Source organism: Yersinia massiliensis (assembly GCF_003048255.1).
Taxonomy (GTDB): Bacteria; Pseudomonadota; Gammaproteobacteria; order Enterobacterales; family Enterobacteriaceae; genus Yersinia; species Yersinia massiliensis_A.
In genome coordinates this window covers 4,170,328-4,188,149 of record NZ_CP028487.1, presented here as the reverse complement: position 1 = coordinate 4,188,149, position 17,822 = coordinate 4,170,328, and the positions used below count along the sequence as shown (strand labels likewise).

The window sequence follows — 17,822 nt, the reverse complement described above, 5'->3', positions numbered from 1 at the left end:
AAAAATAGCCGATAGTGAGTAGCAAAAGAACGCTATTTCGCTATTGGCTATTTATTCGTTAATTTATCTCAATTTTTACACAAATAACGCTACCCATTTTGGTACTAATTGTGCTGATCTACTTTCAGGGAATTTTACCGGGGGATTATTAATCACACTGAGAGACCTTTTTACCCACACGCCCATTTCTTTGGGAATAAGAATGTCGGTAGGTCCTTAATCTAGCCCAGAAAACAGATAAAAAAGTGTGAGATAACTAATCTGCAATAATATTTAAAATCTGACTCAACGAGAGCTTATAGTGAAGATAAACACAGTAGTCACTCTGCTATTAACGTTCCTGCTCGCGGCTTGCGACAGAACTCCCCCTGAAGTTGTCGAAAGTGTGCGCCCGGTGAAAATATTTACCGTTGAAGATGGTGGCCAAAATGGGACGCGTTATTTCCCTGCTCGGCTACAAGCTGGCGATGAAACCCAACTCTCCTTCAAACGCAGTGGGCAGCTGCAACAACTATTGGTGCGTGAAGGTGAGCGAGTGAAAAAAGGCCAGACGATCGCTCAATTGAACGACACTGATCTGAATTTACGGGTTCGCGATCGCCAATCAACCTTTAACTTAGCCCGCGATCAATTCAACCGTTTCAATACATTGCAAGGCCAGCGAGCGGTTTCTCGTGCCGAACTCGATGTCCGCCGTGCTGAAATGGAATCTGCCCGTGCCGCGCTAGAAATTGCGCGCAAAGAGCTGAGTGATGCAACCATCACGGCACCTTTTGATGGCATCATCGCCAATGTGACTGCGCGTAACCATCAGGTGATGGCCCCCGGTCAGGCGGTGGCGACATTGAGTGCGCTGGATACCTTAGATGTGGTGTTCAGTGTGCCAGAACGCCTCTTTACTACGCTGGACATCAGCAACCGTAACTATAAGCCAACCGTGATACTCAACCATTTACCGGGGCGTGAATTTACGGCTGAATATAAAGAACACACCACCACAACCACCTCTGCCTCACAAACCTTCCAAGTTACCTTGACGATGGAGCGCCCTGCGGATATGCCATTGCTTTCGGGTATCAGTGGTCGGGTGAGAATCAACTCCGGCAACTTGTCAGGGACTGATCATCCGACAATTGTGGTGCCTGTCGAAGCGGTCTTTAACCCTGATAGCACTCAGTTAAATGATGCGCGGGTCTGGGTGATTAAAAATGAAGATGGTCAGATGCACGTTGAAGAACGCAAAGTTCAAGTGGGTCAGTTGACCGAGAACGGCATTCAAGTGACCTCAGGACTGGCTGATGGCGAACATATCGTCGCGGCCGGTACGGGTGAGCTTCGTCCAAATCAAGTAGTACGGGCTTGGGTACGTGAGCGAGGTCTCTAATGAAGCTGCTCGATAACTTTATCAGTAATAATACCCGTATCTGGCTAACGATTCTGTTGCTAGGTATTGGCGGTATTATTGCCTATCTCAATATAGGCAGGTTAGAAGACCCCGCTTTTACCATTAAAACGGCAGTGGTGGTCACTCGCTATGATGGTGCATCGGCGCAACAAGTCGAGGAAGAAGTCACATTACCGCTGGAAAATGCCATCCAAGAGCTGTCTTATGTGGATGATGTGACCTCTATTTCCAGTGCGGGCTTATCCCAAATTACCATTAACATCCGTGCGCAATACGGTGCCAATGAATTACCGCAAATCTGGGATGAATTACGTCGGAAGATCGGCGATAACAGTGTCCGGTTACCGCCGGGAGCCGGCATACCCATGGTCAACGATGACTTTGGTGATGTTTACGGTTTCTTCTTCTCGCTGACGGGCGATGGCTACAGCAATCAGGATTTGCGTAATTTTGCTGAACAGCTGCGCCGTGAATTGGTTCTTGTTCCGGGTGTCGGCAAAGTGGGTATCGTGGGGATTTTACCGGAAGAAGTTCAGGTAGAAATTTCGCGCGCCCAAATGACTGCCGCCGGTATTACGCCTCAGCAGCTCTCCGATCTACTGGCTCGCCAGAACGTCGTGTCTGATGCAGGCCAACTGCTGGTGGGGAGTGAGTCGATCCGACTGCACCCAACCGGTGAATTCCAAAGTGTACAAGAGCTCGGCAACCTATTAGTGAGCCAGCCGGGTAGCCCGAAGAGTGTCTATCTGCGTGATATCGCGACGGTGACACAAGGCTTTGGCCATTCGCCGACCAATATCTATCGCGCTAACGGCAAGCCTGCACTGGCGCTTGGGATCTCATTTGCCCCGAACGTGAACGTGGTCAATGTCGGTAATGCGATCAAAGCCCGATTGGCGCAGCTCGAAGGTGAGCGCCCGTCAGGCATGCATATCAATGTGTTCTATGACCAATCTCATGAAGTGGAAGGGGCAGTAAACGGCTTCATCCTCAACTTCCTGTTGGCATTGTTGATTGTTATCGTCACCCTGCTGATTTTCATGGGGGTACGCAGCGGTGTAGTGATTGCCATCTCGCTGGCGCTTAACGTACTCGGCACACTGCTGATTATGTGGCTACTCAACATCGAGCTACAGCGCGTGTCGCTTGGGGCGCTAATTATCGCGCTCAGTATGTTAGTGGATAACGCCATCGTGGTGGTGGAAGGGGTCGTGGTGGGTCGCCAGCGGGGGGAAAGCCTCTCGACGGCGATCGGCAATGTCGTGAAGCGTTCCATGATGCCGCTGCTAGGCGCAACGATCATCGCCATTCTTGCCTTCGCGCCCATTGGTCTATCCAATGATGCGACGGGCGAATATTGTAAATCGTTGTTCCAAGTGCTGTTGATCTCCTTGATGTTGAGCTGGATTACGGCGCTGACCCTGACACCAGTGTTCTCCAAATGGGCGTTCCAAGGCCAGAAACCCGCGAAGCAAGACGCCGACAAACCCGCCAAGCAACCTTACGATGGCTGGTTATTCCGTTACTACCGTGTGGTGCTGAATAAATTGCTGCAACATCGCAGCATTACTTTGGTATTGCTGGCTGCGCTCCTTGTGGCTTCGGTGATTGGTTTTGGCAACGTTCGACAAAGCTTCTTCCCACCGTCGAACACGCCAATTTTCTTCGTGGATATTTGGCTACCGAATGGCACTGATATCGGCTATACGGAAGGTATCGCCAATAAAGTTGAGCAATATATCAAGCAGCAAAAAGGCGTAGAAGACACCATGGCGACCATTGGTCAGGGTGCGATGCGTTTTATGCTGACCTATAACGCCCAGCGGCACTATCCGAACTACGCGCAGATAATGGTTCGTACCGAGCAGCTAGACCAAATACCGGGCTTGGTGAATGAAATCGAGTCCTACATGCATGATGAATACCCGCAGGTAGACGCGCAGATCAAACGCATCATGTTTGGGCCATCCAACAACAGTTCTATCGAAGCGCGTTTCATTGGGCCCGATCCTGATGTCTTGCGAACCTTAGCGGCACAAGCGGAGAAGGTCGTCATTGCTGATCCGATGGCGGATGGGGCAAGGCATGACTGGCAGGATCGTAGCAAGATGATCCGGCCGCAATTCTCCGACTATCTGGGCCGTGAACTCGGTGTCGATAAACGCGAGGTTGATGGCACATTACGCATGAGTTTTGGCGGCTTACCGGTGGGGCTATACCGTGATGGAACCCGCCTGATGCCGATTGTCCTGCGTACACCTGATGCAGAGCGGCTCAACGCCGAGCGACTCAATGATGTGATGGTATGGAGTCAGGCGCGGCAAGCCTTTATCCCGATCGACAACGTGGTCACCAGCTTTGAAACCGAGTGGGAAGATCCGCTGATTATGCGTTTAGATCGTAAGCGCACACTGACAGTACAGACGGATCCGACGCAACAAGGCGGCGAAACATCTTCCGAGCTATTACAGCGTATCAAACCGGGGATCGAAGCCATTCAACTGCCACGAGGCTATGAGCTTGATTGGGGCGGTGACTTCGAAAGTACTCGAGAAGCGCAGCGCGGCATTTTCATCAGTTTGCCTATCGCGTTCCTGATTATGTTTGTGGTGACGGTCTTGATGTTCAGCTCAGTACGTAACGCGCTGGCGATTTGGTTGACCGTTCCTCTGGCATTAATCGGTGTGACCTTCGGCTTCTTGCTGACGGGCATTCCGTTTGGCTTTATGGCCTTGCTGGGGCTGCTCAGTCTAAGTGGGATGCTGATCCGTAACGGTATCGTGCTGGTGGAAGAGATTGGCCTACAGCGCAAAGAAAAACCGCTGCGCGAGGCGATTATCGATGCCTCTACCGCACGTTTGCGGCCGATCATGTTAACCGCATTCACCACCGTGCTGGGGTTAGCACCGCTGCTGAGCGATGCTTTCTTCCAAAGTATGGCGGTGGTCATCATGTTCGGTCTGGGCTTCGCCACCGTGCTGACCTTACTGGTTCTGCCCGTCATTTACAGCGCGATGAATCCTGAGCCGAAAGAAAAAAAGCATGACGAGCCGGCCACTGAATAATCATTAGCCGCGAGTCAAAAAACAAAAAGCTGCCCCCTGATCAGGGCAGCTTTCACACTGCTGACAAACACCGATGACTCGACCTAAAACGGTGAGGACAGGCAGAAGAGTAAAGCGTCCGCGCCAAGGATGGCGCGGCTCGAGCCATCAGGGATGATTTTACGGCGTTTTTACGATATGCTTGTCCTCGCCGCAATCGGCACTTTGTCAGCTATCTCCTTTTTTGTGGTGGCCTTTTGAAGCACCGTTTTTAAGTCCGCTTTCTTGTCTACAATTATCCCATGCTGTTCGGGATGGGATATCAGCCCCATTTGAATTGTGTGCGCGACTTCTCTTCTTGCCGTTGTTTAGCGGTATCCATGTTCCAAATTGAAACATCATTTCTCTCATAACGTTCCATAATGGAACGTTTTTACGCATGGTTTTCAGCTTGTTTTTTGCGCTTATAGTAATGGCAGATTTATCATTTAACCCAAAAAATGAATCATTATTGCCTTATCACTTACGCTACAGGAGCAAGATATGCTGAAAGTCATTCAATCTCCGTCTAAATATATTCAAGGCGCTAATGCGCTGCAGTCTATTGGTGAGTTTGCTAAGTTATTGGCGAATAACTATTTTATTATCGCCGATGATTTTGTCATGAAGTTGACGGCTGATACGGTAAGCACTAGCCTGCATGGGAGTGAGTTAGAAAATCACTTTAGCCGCTTTAATGGTGAATGCTCTCGTCAAGAAATTGAACGCCTGACGACTGAACTTAAAAAACATCACTGTAATGGGGTGATTGGTATCGGTGGTGGGAAAACTCTCGATACAGCTAAAGCGATTGCTCACTATCAGCATATCCCGGTCATTGTGGTGCCGACCATTGCATCTACCGATGCCCCGACCAGTGCACTGTCAGTGATTTATACCGAGCAGGGCGAATTTGCCGAATATCTGATTTACCCGAAAAACCCGGATATCGTCCTGATGGATTCCGCCATTATTGCTAAAGCGCCAGTACGTTTGTTGATTGCAGGGATGGGGGATGCGCTATCCACCTATTTTGAAGCGCAAGCCTGTTTTGATGCCAAAGCTATCAGCATGGCAGGGGGCGCATCCACATTGGCGGCGGTGACACTAGCGCGCTTATGTTACGAAACCCTGCTAGCGGAAGGCTATAAAGCCAAACTGGCGGTCGAGGCTGGCGTGGTCACTGAAGCCGTCGAACGTATCATTGAAGCCAATACTTACCTGAGTGGGATTGGTTTTGAAAGTAGTGGCTTGGCCGCAGCCCATGCGATCCACAACGGTTTCACCGTACTTGAAGAGTGCCACCATCTGTACCACGGTGAGAAAGTAGCTTTCGGTACATTGACACAATTAGTGTTGCAAAACAGCAGCATGGAAGAGATTGAAACCGTGCTCTCATTCTGCCAACAACTGGGTCTACCTATCACCTTGGCTGAAATGGGCGTCACACAGGATATCGAACGTAAAATTCGCGCCGTCGCACAGGCCAGTTGTGCCGAGGGTGAAACGATCCACAACATGCCGTTTGCCGTCACTCCTGACAGCGTTTATGCCGCGATCCTCGTGGCTGACCAATTGGGCCAAGCATTCCTTAACTGATTAGCAACGGATTGATCGACGAGAAAACTGACTGAGTTTGCCGGTGGCCTTCATCATCGGCAACTCTGTTCTCCAGCCATTCCCCTTCGCGGAGCATTAAATGAAAAAATTAATTAATAGCGTAGAGAGTGTGTTACAGGAACAAATTCAGGGGCTGGTTGAAGCCCATCCTGAGCTGAAATTACATCAGGAACCGCTTTTTATTACTCGGGCAGATGCCCCCGTTAAAGGCAAAGTCGCTTTGATGTCCGGTGGCGGCAGCGGTCATGAGCCGATGCATTGTGGCTTTATCGGCGAAGGGATGTTAGACGGTGCTTGCCCCGGTGAGATTTTCACCTCGCCGACACCTGATCAGATGTTCGAGTGCGGCCAAGCCATTGATGGCGGAGAGGGGGTACTCATGCTGATTAAGAACTACACCGGCGATATCCTTAACTTTGAAACTGCCGCAGAACTGCTGCATGCCGAAGGGACAGCCGTCGCAACATTGGTGATTGACGACGATGTGGCGGTTAAAGATAGCCTCTACACCGCAGGGCGGCGTGGGGTGGCGAATACGGTCATTATCGAGAAATTACTCGGTGCAGCGGCGGCCCGTGGTGATTCGCTGGACGATTGTGCTGCCCTCGGTGAGAAAATCAATAATCAGGGGCATTCTATCGGGATAGCACTGGGGGCTTGCACGGTACCCGCAGCAGGAAAACCTTCATTCACGTTGGCTGAAAATGAGATGGAATTTGGCGTGGGGATTCATGGCGAACCTGGGATTGAGCGGCGGCCATTCACCTCGTTAAATGACACTGTTGATGCCATGTTCCACACCCTGATTGAGCACGGGAGCTATCAGCGCACATTACGTCACTGGGATAGACAAGCCGGTGATTGGAGTGAAACACGTCAAGCCAAGCAGCCATTGGCGAAAGGCGATCGGGTCATTGTTCTGGTGAATAACTTAGGGTCCACCCCGCTATCAGAGTTGTACGGTGTTTGGCATCGCTTATCAGCCTGTTGTGCCGATTTTGGTTTGACCATTGAACGCAAACTGATTGGCAGCTATTGCACGTCGCTGGATATGCAGGGGATATCGATCACGATGCTCAAAGTTGACGATGAGCTGTTATCACTGTGGGATGCACCGGTGAATACACCCGCTTTTAGCCATTGATAGCCAAGGCTAGAGAGAATCAGTTGGCCTGTTTTAGAGATAAAACGTACAGATAAAACGTATTGGTAACACAACCCTGTGCCTGGAGAAAATCATGGGACTCACCAAACAACAAATTGTCAGTTGGTTACAGCTTTGTGCTGAGGTTTTTAGCGAACAACGCGATTTTCTGACGCAGTTGGATACCGATATCGGTGACGGCGACCACGGTCTGAATATGAATCGTGGCTTTAATAAAGTGGTCGAGAAATTGCCCACTTTTGCCGATAAAGACATCGGTTTCATTCTGAAAAATACCGGCATGACCCTGCTTTCTAGTGTTGGCGGGGCCAGTGGCCCGTTGTTCGGCACCTTCTTTATTCGCGCGGCACAAAGCACCAATGCCAAGCAGAGTTTGGATCTCCCCGCCGTATGCCAGATGTTCAAAGATGGCGTTGACGGGGTCGTGATGCGCGGTAAAGCAGAACCGGGCGATAAAACCATGTGCGATGTTTGGTGGGCGGTGGTCGCGCAATTGGAGCAAGCAAATCAGCAAGGTGTGCCGCTGGTGGAAGCTTTGCAGCAAACGGTTGAGCGTGCCCAGCAAGCATTGGCGAGCACGATCACCATGCAAGCGCGTAAGGGACGCGCCAGCTATCTTGGCGAACGCAGTATTGGTCATCAGGATCCAGGGGCGACTTCAGCCATGCTGATGATGCAGGCGCTATGGCAGGTTGCCAGCCACTAATGTGGTCCAACCGAATTTTTATCAGGAGGAAAGATGGTCAATCTGGTGGTAGTTTCTCATAGCGCGCTGCTGGCTCAGGGAGTCGCTGAACTGGCACAGCAAATGACACAAGGAGGTTGCCAATTAGCGGTGGCCGCTGGTGTAGACGACCCGGATCATCCGATTGGCACGGATGCCATTAAAGTGATGGAAGCCATTGAGTCAGTTTATACGCCTTCAGGCGTGCTGGTGTTGATGGATTTAGGCAGTGCATTACTCAGTGCAGAAACCGCATTGGACCTTTTGGATCCGAGTATCGCGCATCTTGTGCAACTCTGTGCCGCGCCTCTGGTTGAAGGCACCTTGGCTGCCGTCGTCGCGGCTTCATCAGGCGCTTCACTGGCTGATGTCAAAGCTGAGGCTATGGGAGCATTGGCGGCTAAAGCGGCTCAGTTAGGGGAGAGTGTTGTAGAACCTATCAGTAGCGCAGTCATTAAATCACCGCCTGACGCCCAAAGTGTCAGTTGGGTTGTGCGTAATCCCAATGGTTTACATGTGCGGCCAGCGGCGAAATTGGTGGAGGTGCTAGCTCCGTTCGCGGCGGATTTATTGCTGGAAAAGAACGGCCAATGTGTCAATCCGCGCAGCTTGAATCAGTTGGCGATTTTGCAAATTCGCAAGGGTGATACCATTCGTCTGATTGCCAGTGGTCCGCAAGCGGGCGAGGCGCTGGATGCCTTTATGCAATTGGCTCAGCAACACTTTGGTGAGTCGGTGACCACGGCCAGTGACAGTGGATTTACGGGGGTGATGGTGCCACGACGTACCGTAAGCGCACCACTATTCCAATGGTTACCTGCGAAACCGGTTTATTTACCTCGAACCATCAACCCTGAGCAAGTGACCCATGAGCAACAACGTCTACGTCAGGCATTGGCGCAAACAACGAAAGACTTGCAGCAATTGATGCAACAGGCTGATCAACAGATAGGGGCTGGAGCCGCAGCAATTTTCAGTGCTCACGAGATGTTGATTAACGATGAAGAGTTACATCGGGAGATGGAAGCTCGGATTGCGCATCAATTCGTCTGTGCTGAATCTGCTTTGCAAGACGAACTGATGAACATGGTGGCCGATTATCTGGCATTAGATGATGACTACTTGCGTGTCCGCGAGCTGGATATTCGCGACATTCTAAATCGTACATTGGGGCATTTGACCGGGCTACCGCCGGTATCACTCCCCGTGAATAGCGACATCATATTGCTAGCCGACGAGTTGCTGCCCTCTCAGATGGTTGGGCTAACCTACCAGCAGGTAAAAGGCATCTGTTTAAGCAAAGGGCATATTATGTCCCACAGCGCTATTTTGGCCGAAATGCTGGATATTCCCATGTTAGTAGGAGCGATGGGGTGTCTTGAAGCCAGCCGTAATGGGCAAAATGCGTCATTGGATACTGCACTCGGCATATTGGCGCTCCAGTAAAAATAACCGCCGCCATCATCAGTGTGAAACGCAGCCCTGTATTAGTGAAGGGTTGCGATTTCAGGGATCAAACTGGCCAAAGATGCCATGATTTGATTTTTCCACTGATAACGCGCTTTGATTAATGCCGCGCCCGCTTGACGAATATGGCTTATTTCTACGTCAGATAATGTGCAAATCTGCTGTATCACACAGGCAAGATTTTCTGCATCTCCCGCGATATGCCGGAATCCATCAATACCCGGAGTGACTTGCTCACTTAACCCACCAGAGTCGGCAACCACTAGCAAAGCTCCCTGTTTTCTGGCTAGCCAACGTGCTTCCATTGGTATTAAACCATTCGGTTCGTTTTCGGCAGAGAGGACGCAAACACGTGTGTTGTGCCATTGAATCAAGCAGGCCATAAGCTCTCGATCGAATGAGTGAATTATGGTGGGTGGGCTCGCGAGCTGGCTGGCTAATTGTGTTGATTGTGCTAATTGTATTAATTCGGGTAAAACAGGGTCACTGACAATCACGGGATGGATATCATTATTCAGCAAGCAGCTCGCTTTGAGTAATAAATCGTGGCGCTTGTACTGTACTCCCCTTCCCAGAGTAATGGCCAAAGGGCGGTCTAGCGGTATGCCATATTTTAACAGTGTATGGCTTATCACCTGATCACTGCGCAGCCGAAACCAAGGATCGTCAATATCTATCCCCGCCAGTACCGGAATAAAACCCTGTGGATCAGCGCCATATTGAGCCACTAAGTGAGTCGCCATAAATTGGCTGATAAAACCGAGTTTGATATTTGTGTCAATTTTGGCCCAATGGACGGGTAAGGATTCCGCCATTAAACGCTCAGGGTTGGGCAATGGCATTTCATGGTTAAATGCCGTGCCATGAGAAACAAAAATAACTTTTAAGTTCACCCCTTCGATGGCGGCTTGCAGACGTGCAATTAACGGCGTCAATGAGAAGGGCAACTCATGACAAAAAGCCAAGGTAATATCGTAATTTGCGCAGATATCGATGATTTTTGCTGCGCCAGCGGCAGAGGATATTTGCCAGTTCTGCAAATTACCCAGAAACGCATCACCATAGGACCAAGAACAATTCGCGCCGTTTCCCATTGTCATATTGGGAACGGTGGAGAAAGATCCACCCATCGCGTGAATGTGGCGAATATAATGGGCACGACGCTCATCATTAAAAGAACAATGATATCGGCTACAGGCAATCTCAATAAAATGAGGCTGCAAAATAATGTGGTGAGCAGCCAATAGCTCAATAACCTCAGGCAAGGCTTCAATCTGCCCTCGAATAAAAGATCCCACCCCACCGACAAAGAGTTGAATACCTTCAGTGGCTAGATGAATAACGCCCACTTTCAGTGTTTTGGGTTCGTCGTTTGATAGCCTGTTCCTTGGCATATAACCTCCTGATATTGAGAATAATGTTATTTATAGCGAGATAATTTCCAGCAATATGATTTCTCGTAATACAATTAATTGCGGCATGACTTATATCGATACTCTCTCAACGTGATTAAGCGGTGCTTTTTTGGTTATCCTATAGTGATTGATAAACAAAAGATCTAATCCGCAGCTTAAAAATAGCTTGATGGCATCGCTAGGTGTTTCAACTATTGGCATTCCTTTGATATTCAATGAGGTATTAAGCAGAATTGGCATCTTCGTTTGTTCAAAAAAGGATGTTAACAAGCGATGGAATTTAGTATTCATTTCTTTTTTAACGGTTTGCACGCGTGCACTGCCATCAACATGGACAATGGCGGGTAAGTCTGCACGATATTGTTCTTTGACCTGCGCAATAAAAAGCATGTAGTCGCTGTCATGATCTATCTCGAAATAGTCACGCGCTTTTTCGTGTAAAACCGCAGGGGCAAAAGGCCGAAAATCCTCTCGATACTTCACATCGGCATTAATATGATCTCTCATGGCGGGATGACGTGGGTCAGCCAAAATGCTTCTGTTACCTAAAGCCCGAGGCCCAAATTCTGCCCCTCCTTGAAACCAGCCAATAACATTGCCTGATGCGATGGATTTTGCCGCGAGGGTTTCAACGTCATCATAGTAACTGTACTCAATGCTCTCGGTGTATTGCTCAAGTTCTTGGGCTATCTGGGCGTCATCATAATGTTGACCAAAATAGGTTGAACCTGAATGCTTGACGCGCTCTTTCTTCAGTACCTCTAACCAGCCGTAATAGCAACAACCAATAGAAAGACCATTGTCCCCTGCCGCAGGTTGAATATAGAGATTTTCAAACTCGCATCCGTGAATCAGTTTCTCATTAGCTGTGGCATTTAAGGCAACACCGCCGGCATAGGCAAAGTTTTTCATCGGATGAAGCTGATAATAATAATTAAACAGATATGACAATGCCTCCTCAAGCTTGGATTGCGCCCAATAGGCGATATCGGAATAATATTGGAAGTTATCTTTAAAGTGCCTCGGATTAGTATTGAGCAGCGGATCAATACTTGCCCACCATTCATTACGAAGTACCACTTTACCGGCATCGAAATAGAACGGATCCCAATCAATCACATCAGGCCGCCCATAAGGCGCCAGCCCCATCAATTTACCCGCGCAATCGAGTTCACCAAAAATATACAGCGCGATACCTTCATAAAACTCGCCCAGAGAGTTCTCTATTTCCCACGTCGACACGGGAAAGTTACGCCTATTCTTCCTATTTACCCAGCGGGAGAAGTCTTTGAATATGGGCTTCATGCTGCCATTTTGGTAAACATAGTAGCTACAGGTTTCCCAGTAACGGTAGCGCTGATGAATATTAATCTTGTTTGCACCGTCGATATTATCAACAAGGTCATTGCAGCTATCCAAGCTACCACCATGCCCATCGATAACCACGACGCCCATATTATCAAAAGGTGATGTTCCCACCGCACTGTAGGCATGGGCCAAATGATGTGAAATGCTCACAACAGGGACCATGGGGGGTAAGACTCTATTTTTCCGCTGTGTTAATTGTTCACTGAATAATGGGCTAAATGAGTTCTGTTCGACGATCAGTGAGAGATCTTGGTACCCAATACCTGCCGCATCTAAACAGTATTGAATAGTGTCATTATCATTAAATCCGTCATGTTTTATTCTGGATAATCTTTCTTTTTCAATGGCGACAATAATCTCACCGTCTTTCATTAAGCAGGTTGAACCATCATGGGATAAAGCAGTACCAAGAATGTAGATAGATTTGCACATAATGAATATCCTTATTTATTATTGCATTAACTTAAAATGGCAGCGAGTCGACGTGAAAGTGCGAGTGTGGTTAACGACGGGTTCGCCGCACCGGGGCGCGGGAATGCACTCGGGCCAACAGCATAGAGATTATTGATATCATTGAATTGGTGTTGTTCATCCAGAATTTCCCCTAAAGGCAGCGTGCTACTTTCATGGTTTTCTGTCCCTAATGGGCTTATCCATGTCACCGGGACATGATAGTTAACGGTTCTTGAAGGAGAATGAAATTCATAATACACATCGCCCATGGTTCGGGCATGGACACTGAATCCGCCATCAAAGGCTAAAGGTGAGAAGGGGATTTTTATTTGTTGGCATAATTTATACCAAAATAAGTTAAGTTCATCTTGCTCTCTGTGGATTAACTCATTGTCTTCATGACTCAAAGTGCACGAAATGAGTAATGGAGCAACATCATCATATTCTACTACCTTGATATAGCCTTTTTCCGAAGGAACCTGTTCACCCATTGTCCACACTTCTAATTCAACACCGAATCTTGATTGGCTAAGGGTAAAGAATAAGTTGAATCGTTCACCTGATCGGCTAGGGCTATAGAAGATGGAATCTGGATGATTTTCCAGTAATCCTTTGAGCATGACAGGGACTTTTTGGAACTCAAGTGTCACATTAAAACCCTGAACGATATGGTCCACAAGACCCGTCATTTTTTTCTCTATCAAATGCCCCGTATTATAAAGTTCCTGAGCGGCTAACCGTGTATTTTCAATTGTGCCTAATGCGAGAACGCACTTATTGGCAAACACATGATGTATTTCATTCGATGTTACATTTCTTAATTTCGCGCCAGTGCAGTGACCATTTTGAGTTATCAACGAGATAGCTTCATAGCCAGAAATGATGGGGGGAAGATGTTTAGTTTGTTCTGCTTCATGCCAAAAAGATAAGGGCGAATAGGCTTCCCAACGGCCAAGCGAATCAACATTGCGTGTTGCCTGAGGCGTGATTTTAAATTCAAAGCCAGCAAATTTGAATACGGTATTTGTGTCATGATACTTTCCGGCCCAAGCTAATATTTCAGATTGCACCTGCGAATAAAGTGGGGGGCCACCTTGCCAAGTTTCGGTGAGATCACTCACAATCTGTGAAGGCCAAAATTTGAGAGCAGCAGCCTCTATTGGGAGAATGACCCCATGCCAATAGAGTGATCGGCCGCCGACTCTTCGCCGTAGGCAGCTTCCTTTTGAAAAATGAGGTTCACTTAACGAATGCCACGGCCGATAAGCATATCGATCGTATTCTTCATTCTTCCAAAATTTATCAGCATACTGAAATTCCTCTCCTGCATTGATATGACAGCAGTCATCAGTTGGCCCCACGTCAATTACAACAACGTTCTTAGCGTCTCGTTGGCTTAAATTTTTGGCAAGTTCTAAACCAGACATTCCAGCACCTAGAATAAGAATATTAATATCAGTGGGGATATGGTCTTGATGATATGTTGTATTAGCAACAGTAATATTCATTTTATATCCTTTAATAGCAAAAACTCATTATTGTTAAGTGAGTGTTGTTTTTTTAATTAAGTGTCAAAGTATTATTGCAATCGGCTGATAAATTTCTCCCAAGGAGTTTGAGGGAATCTTTTTTGCACTAATAGCTTATTATTCGCTAATAATGTTTTGAGATTTTCATCACCCACAGCATGGCAACACATCGACTCAAATAATTGTTGTGCTGCGTCCCGCGGGTGATCTTGTAGCACTTTTATATGATGGTATTCATGGCCATAAAACTCAGTAAAGGCAGAATAGGGTGTCACGGCGCAAGGAACACCGGCAATAGCGGCAAGGGCTGGGCCTAAACCGACACTTTCGACATTGTCGACATTGGGGGTGAATAAAATGGCACCCGATAAAGCATGACAAATAATGAGTAAATCAATCTCATCTAAATGCCATCTGTTCTCTTCGTCCTGATAGGTTTGCAGCGGAACTTCATCTAAAAAAATAAGGTCATCATGTAACTTAAGAAACTCTACTTGTTCCATCAATTCAGATGCATATTCAGGATCTTCATTCATATTACCAAATATCAATAATTTCGGTTTGCATAATGATTTCTCGCTATAAATATTTAATAATTCATTGAATACACTTATTGATATTTCGATACCTTTGACTCTGAATACTCTAACAGGAACAAGAATAACCGTTGAGCCTGTTGGTATATGATGCTGGCTTAAGAATGCAGCATGTCTCTCTCTGAAATCAGGACGCTCAATTTCAGGCAAAATATTGGGGATAACAAGCGGATTACTTTTTGTTGGGTAGTCTTTGCATTCATCAGCCAGCGCTTCGGAAGCCACTATCCATTGAGTATAGGGATTATCCTGTGGTATCGGGGTTAAGGAATTTGGTGATTGAGGATATAACCTATCTTCATTTTCATAAATGGCATAACTTCCAAAGAGGTCATGATCCCAAAAAATGACGCCTCCGCTCTCCTTACTCCCCCAATATTTTTTTGCAGCACGGTGAAGGGCGAGCGTGACTGGTGTTGCATCAGATAAGGTTAGATTTAAGCAAAAAACCCAATCAATCGCATTTTGCTCAAACCAATTAATGAAATATGTTTCATACTCATCAGCGATTGACGCTATCTCTGCTTCTATTTCATTCACTTCAGTATCGGTTAATGAATCATATTGTGAAACTTGATGTCGAATATTTAAAAGTTTGTCTGCATAAATATCACTACAGGTTGATGGTCGCTGGATGGTGCTGACTTTCATCCAGATGGGATAGTGTGATTTTTGGCTGCCAGCGGGAAAAAAGTATTTCTTGTCCGGCCGCCAAGAAAATCCAAGATCGGCAGGTATCTCATTCACAATGGTATTTTTTTTCATGGCAATTTCTACCACATTTCTAAAAATAGTGAGCAGTCCACTGGTTGGGAGACCATCTCCTGATATAACAGCCCATTTCATCTTCTTCATTTTATCTCCTGAGATTAACGCTCTAGCTGAATTAACTTTTTCGATAGGATATTAATGAGTAATAAAATAAATAAGCAGCCAATAAATATCGTGATAAAGGCGATTCTTAATGATGTCATATCGGCCAACATACCGAGTAATGGCGGGGTGAGCAGTAAGCCAACTCTTGATGTCCATGTGGCGAAGGTAATTCCATTTGTGGCATTGATATTAGGGAGTTGGCCAATAAATGATATCGTTAATGGAAATACAACAGATATGCCGAGACCGATTAATGCAAACCCTAACACTGTTAATATCGGTGAGTTAATACTCATTATAACAAATACACCCATTGCTGCAGTTATCGCTCCGCATCTTAGCGTAGTGATGCGCCCGAAATTATTAGTGAAATGATCACCAAAAATCCGCCCAACTACCATGAATATTTGACAGCTTAAATAGGGTAAGCCAGAAAGTACCGGTGACACATCATAATAGTCTGTCATATATATGGCTCCCCAAATACTGGCTGTTTCTTCAATGCCACAGGTGAAAGTCAGTAAAATTAATGCGATCAAATAAAGTTGATTTTCTGAGTAATGCTGACTTGGTTTGTTTTTCTCACAGGTGAATATTTTTCGCTGTCTATTTTTATCTCTAAAAATGACAATGAATAGCATTAGCAAAAATAAATTCCCGCAGAATACAGTAAGACTAAATTGCTTAATCGATAGGCCAATACTAATAGCAAATACGGCGATTCCTCCTCCGAAGATTGTGCCTATACTGCCAATGCCATGAAATCGATTAATTAAGCTTCTGCCACATGAGTTTTGCACACGGATAGCTTGTACATTGATACAGGTATCCCCCCATGAGTCAAATATACCAAATAGGAAGAGTGCGAGTGTTATACCATGCCATGATGATGAGAACGGTACTATTGAAATGCATGTAATGAGCAGCAAGAAGGTGATATTTGTCGCCCAATACAAGCCAATGAAATCGATAAATCTTTTGGAGAGTAGTCCAAATGTTATTGATCCTGCAGGTATCGCAGACACCATGATTCCCACCCTATAATTACTCAGCTCGAAATCCGATTTTATTTCTGGAAACCAAGGTACTATACTGGCGTATGCCATCCCATGGATGAAAAATAGAAATGATAATATAATACCTTTCTTTTTTTTCGACCTTTTAATATCCATTAAATTTATTTCGCTTAAGGTTATCATCAAGAAATATAGTTGAAATCAAAACCAAGTATGTTCCGGTAACCTGTTCCGATTAAGGGGTCTTTTAATTTTATTGGTGTGACTTTGTGCCAAATAGTTGAGTTTCTATCAACATGAAATAGTCCTTCACCGGGTTCTAATGTATGAGACTTAATAAAATCCTCTTTTTCAGTACAGTAAAGTTGACTTGTCCCACCTTCAATATTGTGCTTATCAACCACTAATGCTGAAACAATATAGTCACTGCCATCCTGATGTAAGCCCTCTGGGGAGTTAGAGACTGAATGGCTGGTATTATCAATCAGCAAGGACATCTGATGGCAAGTGACGCCTATTTTGGTTAGGTTTCTTTGTGGTTCACATTCACACAATATTTCGACAAAGTGCCTAATCAGGTTTTTCAGTATAGGTGAATCACTGATAGCCCGATCCATTGAGGGGAATCTTCGTGCTAATTGCCGTAAATCTAATGGGTGGTCAGCTTGTTGAGTGAATCCTATTGACCGGGGGATTTCAATATTTCTGATAACCCATTGATTATTAATATTCTCAGCAATGAACTGACTCACGCTTCTTTTTCTAAATGGCTTAAAAGCATGAAAAGTATGTTTAGCATGAGCAGGAAGCATCGAGATCAGATTTTTAATTTTTTCAGGGGTAATATCCTGATCAAGATAATGCTGCGCCTCTTGTAAAATTAAATCGTTGTCGTTAGGGTTCTGACTTATTAAAAGCTCTAACTGCGCTATCTTTATATCGTTATCATCCCAAGATAACTTATCGAATGGTAACTCTTTTTTCATTTCATGTATATTAATGCCAAATTCTTTAATGTTGAATCCAATTATTTTATATTTTAAATTCATAGGTTATATATCCTGTTGAATAGGGTGTTATTTATAATTGGTATTAATTAAAACTA

The 17,822-nt window shown here is 46.2% G+C and carries 12 protein-coding genes; 6 read left to right on the top strand and 6 right to left on the bottom strand.

The window, feature by feature from the left end:
* Positions 1-301 precede the first annotated feature (301 nt).
* The 6 genes from DA391_RS19370 (at position 302) to dhaM (ending at position 9,443) form a co-directional block, all read left to right on the top strand.
* Complete coding sequence (locus DA391_RS19370) at positions 302-1,384, top strand: efflux RND transporter periplasmic adaptor subunit (RefSeq protein ID WP_050080808.1); 1,083 nt, start codon at positions 302-304, stop codon at positions 1,382-1,384.
* Complete coding sequence (locus DA391_RS19365) at positions 1,384-4,470, top strand: efflux RND transporter permease subunit (protein ID WP_050080807.1); 3,087 nt, start codon at positions 1,384-1,386, stop codon at positions 4,468-4,470. Before DA391_RS19370 ends, DA391_RS19365 begins: the two co-directional genes overlap by 1 nt.
* A 522-nt stretch (positions 4,471-4,992) precedes the next feature.
* On the top strand, positions 4,993-6,087 hold the full coding sequence (locus DA391_RS19360) for a glycerol dehydrogenase (protein ID WP_019211202.1): 1,095 nt from the start codon (positions 4,993-4,995) through the stop codon (positions 6,085-6,087).
* 100 nt (positions 6,088-6,187) lie between these two features.
* Positions 6,188-7,252 (top strand): dihydroxyacetone kinase subunit DhaK, encoded by a 1,065-nt coding sequence (dhaK, locus tag DA391_RS19355; protein WP_050285809.1) that lies wholly within the window; start codon positions 6,188-6,190, stop codon positions 7,250-7,252.
* A 94-nt stretch (positions 7,253-7,346) separates the two neighbouring features.
* The gene (gene dhaL, locus DA391_RS19350; protein ID WP_049604887.1) at positions 7,347-7,979 is read left to right on the top strand and encodes a dihydroxyacetone kinase subunit DhaL; all 633 of its coding nucleotides are present in this window, start codon (positions 7,347-7,349) and stop codon (positions 7,977-7,979) included.
* A 33-nt stretch (positions 7,980-8,012) separates the two neighbouring features.
* Positions 8,013-9,443, top strand: coding sequence for a dihydroxyacetone kinase phosphoryl donor subunit DhaM (gene dhaM / locus DA391_RS19345; protein ID WP_057642573.1), 1,431 nt, complete (start codon positions 8,013-8,015; stop codon positions 9,441-9,443).
* 41 nt (positions 9,444-9,484) lie between these two features.
* Here the strand turns inward: dhaM and DA391_RS19340 are convergent, their stop codons facing one another.
* The 6 genes from DA391_RS19340 to DA391_RS19315 all read right to left on the bottom strand — a co-directional run bounded on the left by DA391_RS19340 (position 9,485) and on the right by DA391_RS19315 (position 17,766).
* Entirely contained in the window at positions 9,485-10,858 is a 1,374-nt protein-coding gene (locus DA391_RS19340) for a glycosyltransferase family 4 protein (protein ID WP_108088082.1), read from the bottom strand.
* 90 nt (positions 10,859-10,948) lie between these two features.
* Entirely contained in the window at positions 10,949-12,679 is a 1,731-nt protein-coding gene (locus DA391_RS19335) for a carbamoyltransferase family protein (RefSeq protein WP_108088081.1), read from the bottom strand.
* A 26-nt stretch (positions 12,680-12,705) separates the two neighbouring features.
* Positions 12,706-14,208, bottom strand: coding sequence for a GMC oxidoreductase (locus tag DA391_RS19330; protein WP_108088080.1), 1,503 nt, complete (start codon positions 14,206-14,208; stop codon positions 12,706-12,708).
* Positions 14,209-14,279: 71 nt separating this feature from the next.
* Entirely contained in the window at positions 14,280-15,680 is a 1,401-nt protein-coding gene (locus tag DA391_RS19325) for a glycosyltransferase family 4 protein (protein ID WP_108088079.1), read from the bottom strand.
* Between the two features lie 14 nt (positions 15,681-15,694).
* The gene (locus DA391_RS19320) at positions 15,695-16,873 is read right to left on the bottom strand and encodes an MFS transporter (RefSeq protein ID WP_108088307.1); all 1,179 of its coding nucleotides are present in this window, start codon (positions 16,871-16,873) and stop codon (positions 15,695-15,697) included.
* A gap of 26 nt (positions 16,874-16,899) precedes the next feature.
* A complete protein-coding gene (locus tag DA391_RS19315; protein WP_108088078.1) occupies positions 16,900-17,766 on the bottom strand; it encodes a 2OG-Fe dioxygenase family protein in 867 nt (288 codons plus the stop codon).
* Positions 17,767-17,822 lie beyond the last annotated feature (56 nt).

Excerpts from the sequence above, each read along its gene's own strand:
- DA391_RS19365 (WP_050080807.1), top strand. The coding sequence starts at position 1,384 with ATGAAGCTGCTCGATAACTTTATCAGTAATAATACCCGTATCTGGCTA.
- DA391_RS19360 (WP_019211202.1), top strand. The coding sequence starts at position 4,993 with ATGCTGAAAGTCATTCAATCTCCGTCTAAATATATTCAAGGCGCTAAT.
- dhaK (WP_050285809.1), top strand. The coding sequence starts at position 6,188 with ATGAAAAAATTAATTAATAGCGTAGAGAGTGTGTTACAGGAACAAATT.
- dhaL (WP_049604887.1), top strand. The coding sequence starts at position 7,347 with ATGGGACTCACCAAACAACAAATTGTCAGTTGGTTACAGCTTTGTGCT.
- dhaM (WP_057642573.1), top strand. The coding sequence starts at position 8,013 with ATGGTCAATCTGGTGGTAGTTTCTCATAGCGCGCTGCTGGCTCAGGGA.
- DA391_RS19340 (WP_108088082.1), bottom strand. The coding sequence starts at position 10,858 with ATGCCAAGGAACAGGCTATCAAACGACGAACCCAAAACACTGAAAGTG.
- DA391_RS19335 (WP_108088081.1), bottom strand. The coding sequence starts at position 12,679 with ATGTGCAAATCTATCTACATTCTTGGTACTGCTTTATCCCATGATGGT.
- DA391_RS19330 (WP_108088080.1), bottom strand. The coding sequence starts at position 14,208 with ATGAATATTACTGTTGCTAATACAACATATCATCAAGACCATATCCCC.
- DA391_RS19325 (WP_108088079.1), bottom strand. The coding sequence starts at position 15,680 with ATGAAGAAGATGAAATGGGCTGTTATATCAGGAGATGGTCTCCCAACC.
- DA391_RS19320 (WP_108088307.1), bottom strand. The coding sequence starts at position 16,873 with ATGGATATTAAAAGGTCGAAAAAAAAGAAAGGTATTATATTATCATTT.
- DA391_RS19315 (WP_108088078.1), bottom strand. The coding sequence starts at position 17,766 with ATGAATTTAAAATATAAAATAATTGGATTCAACATTAAAGAATTTGGC.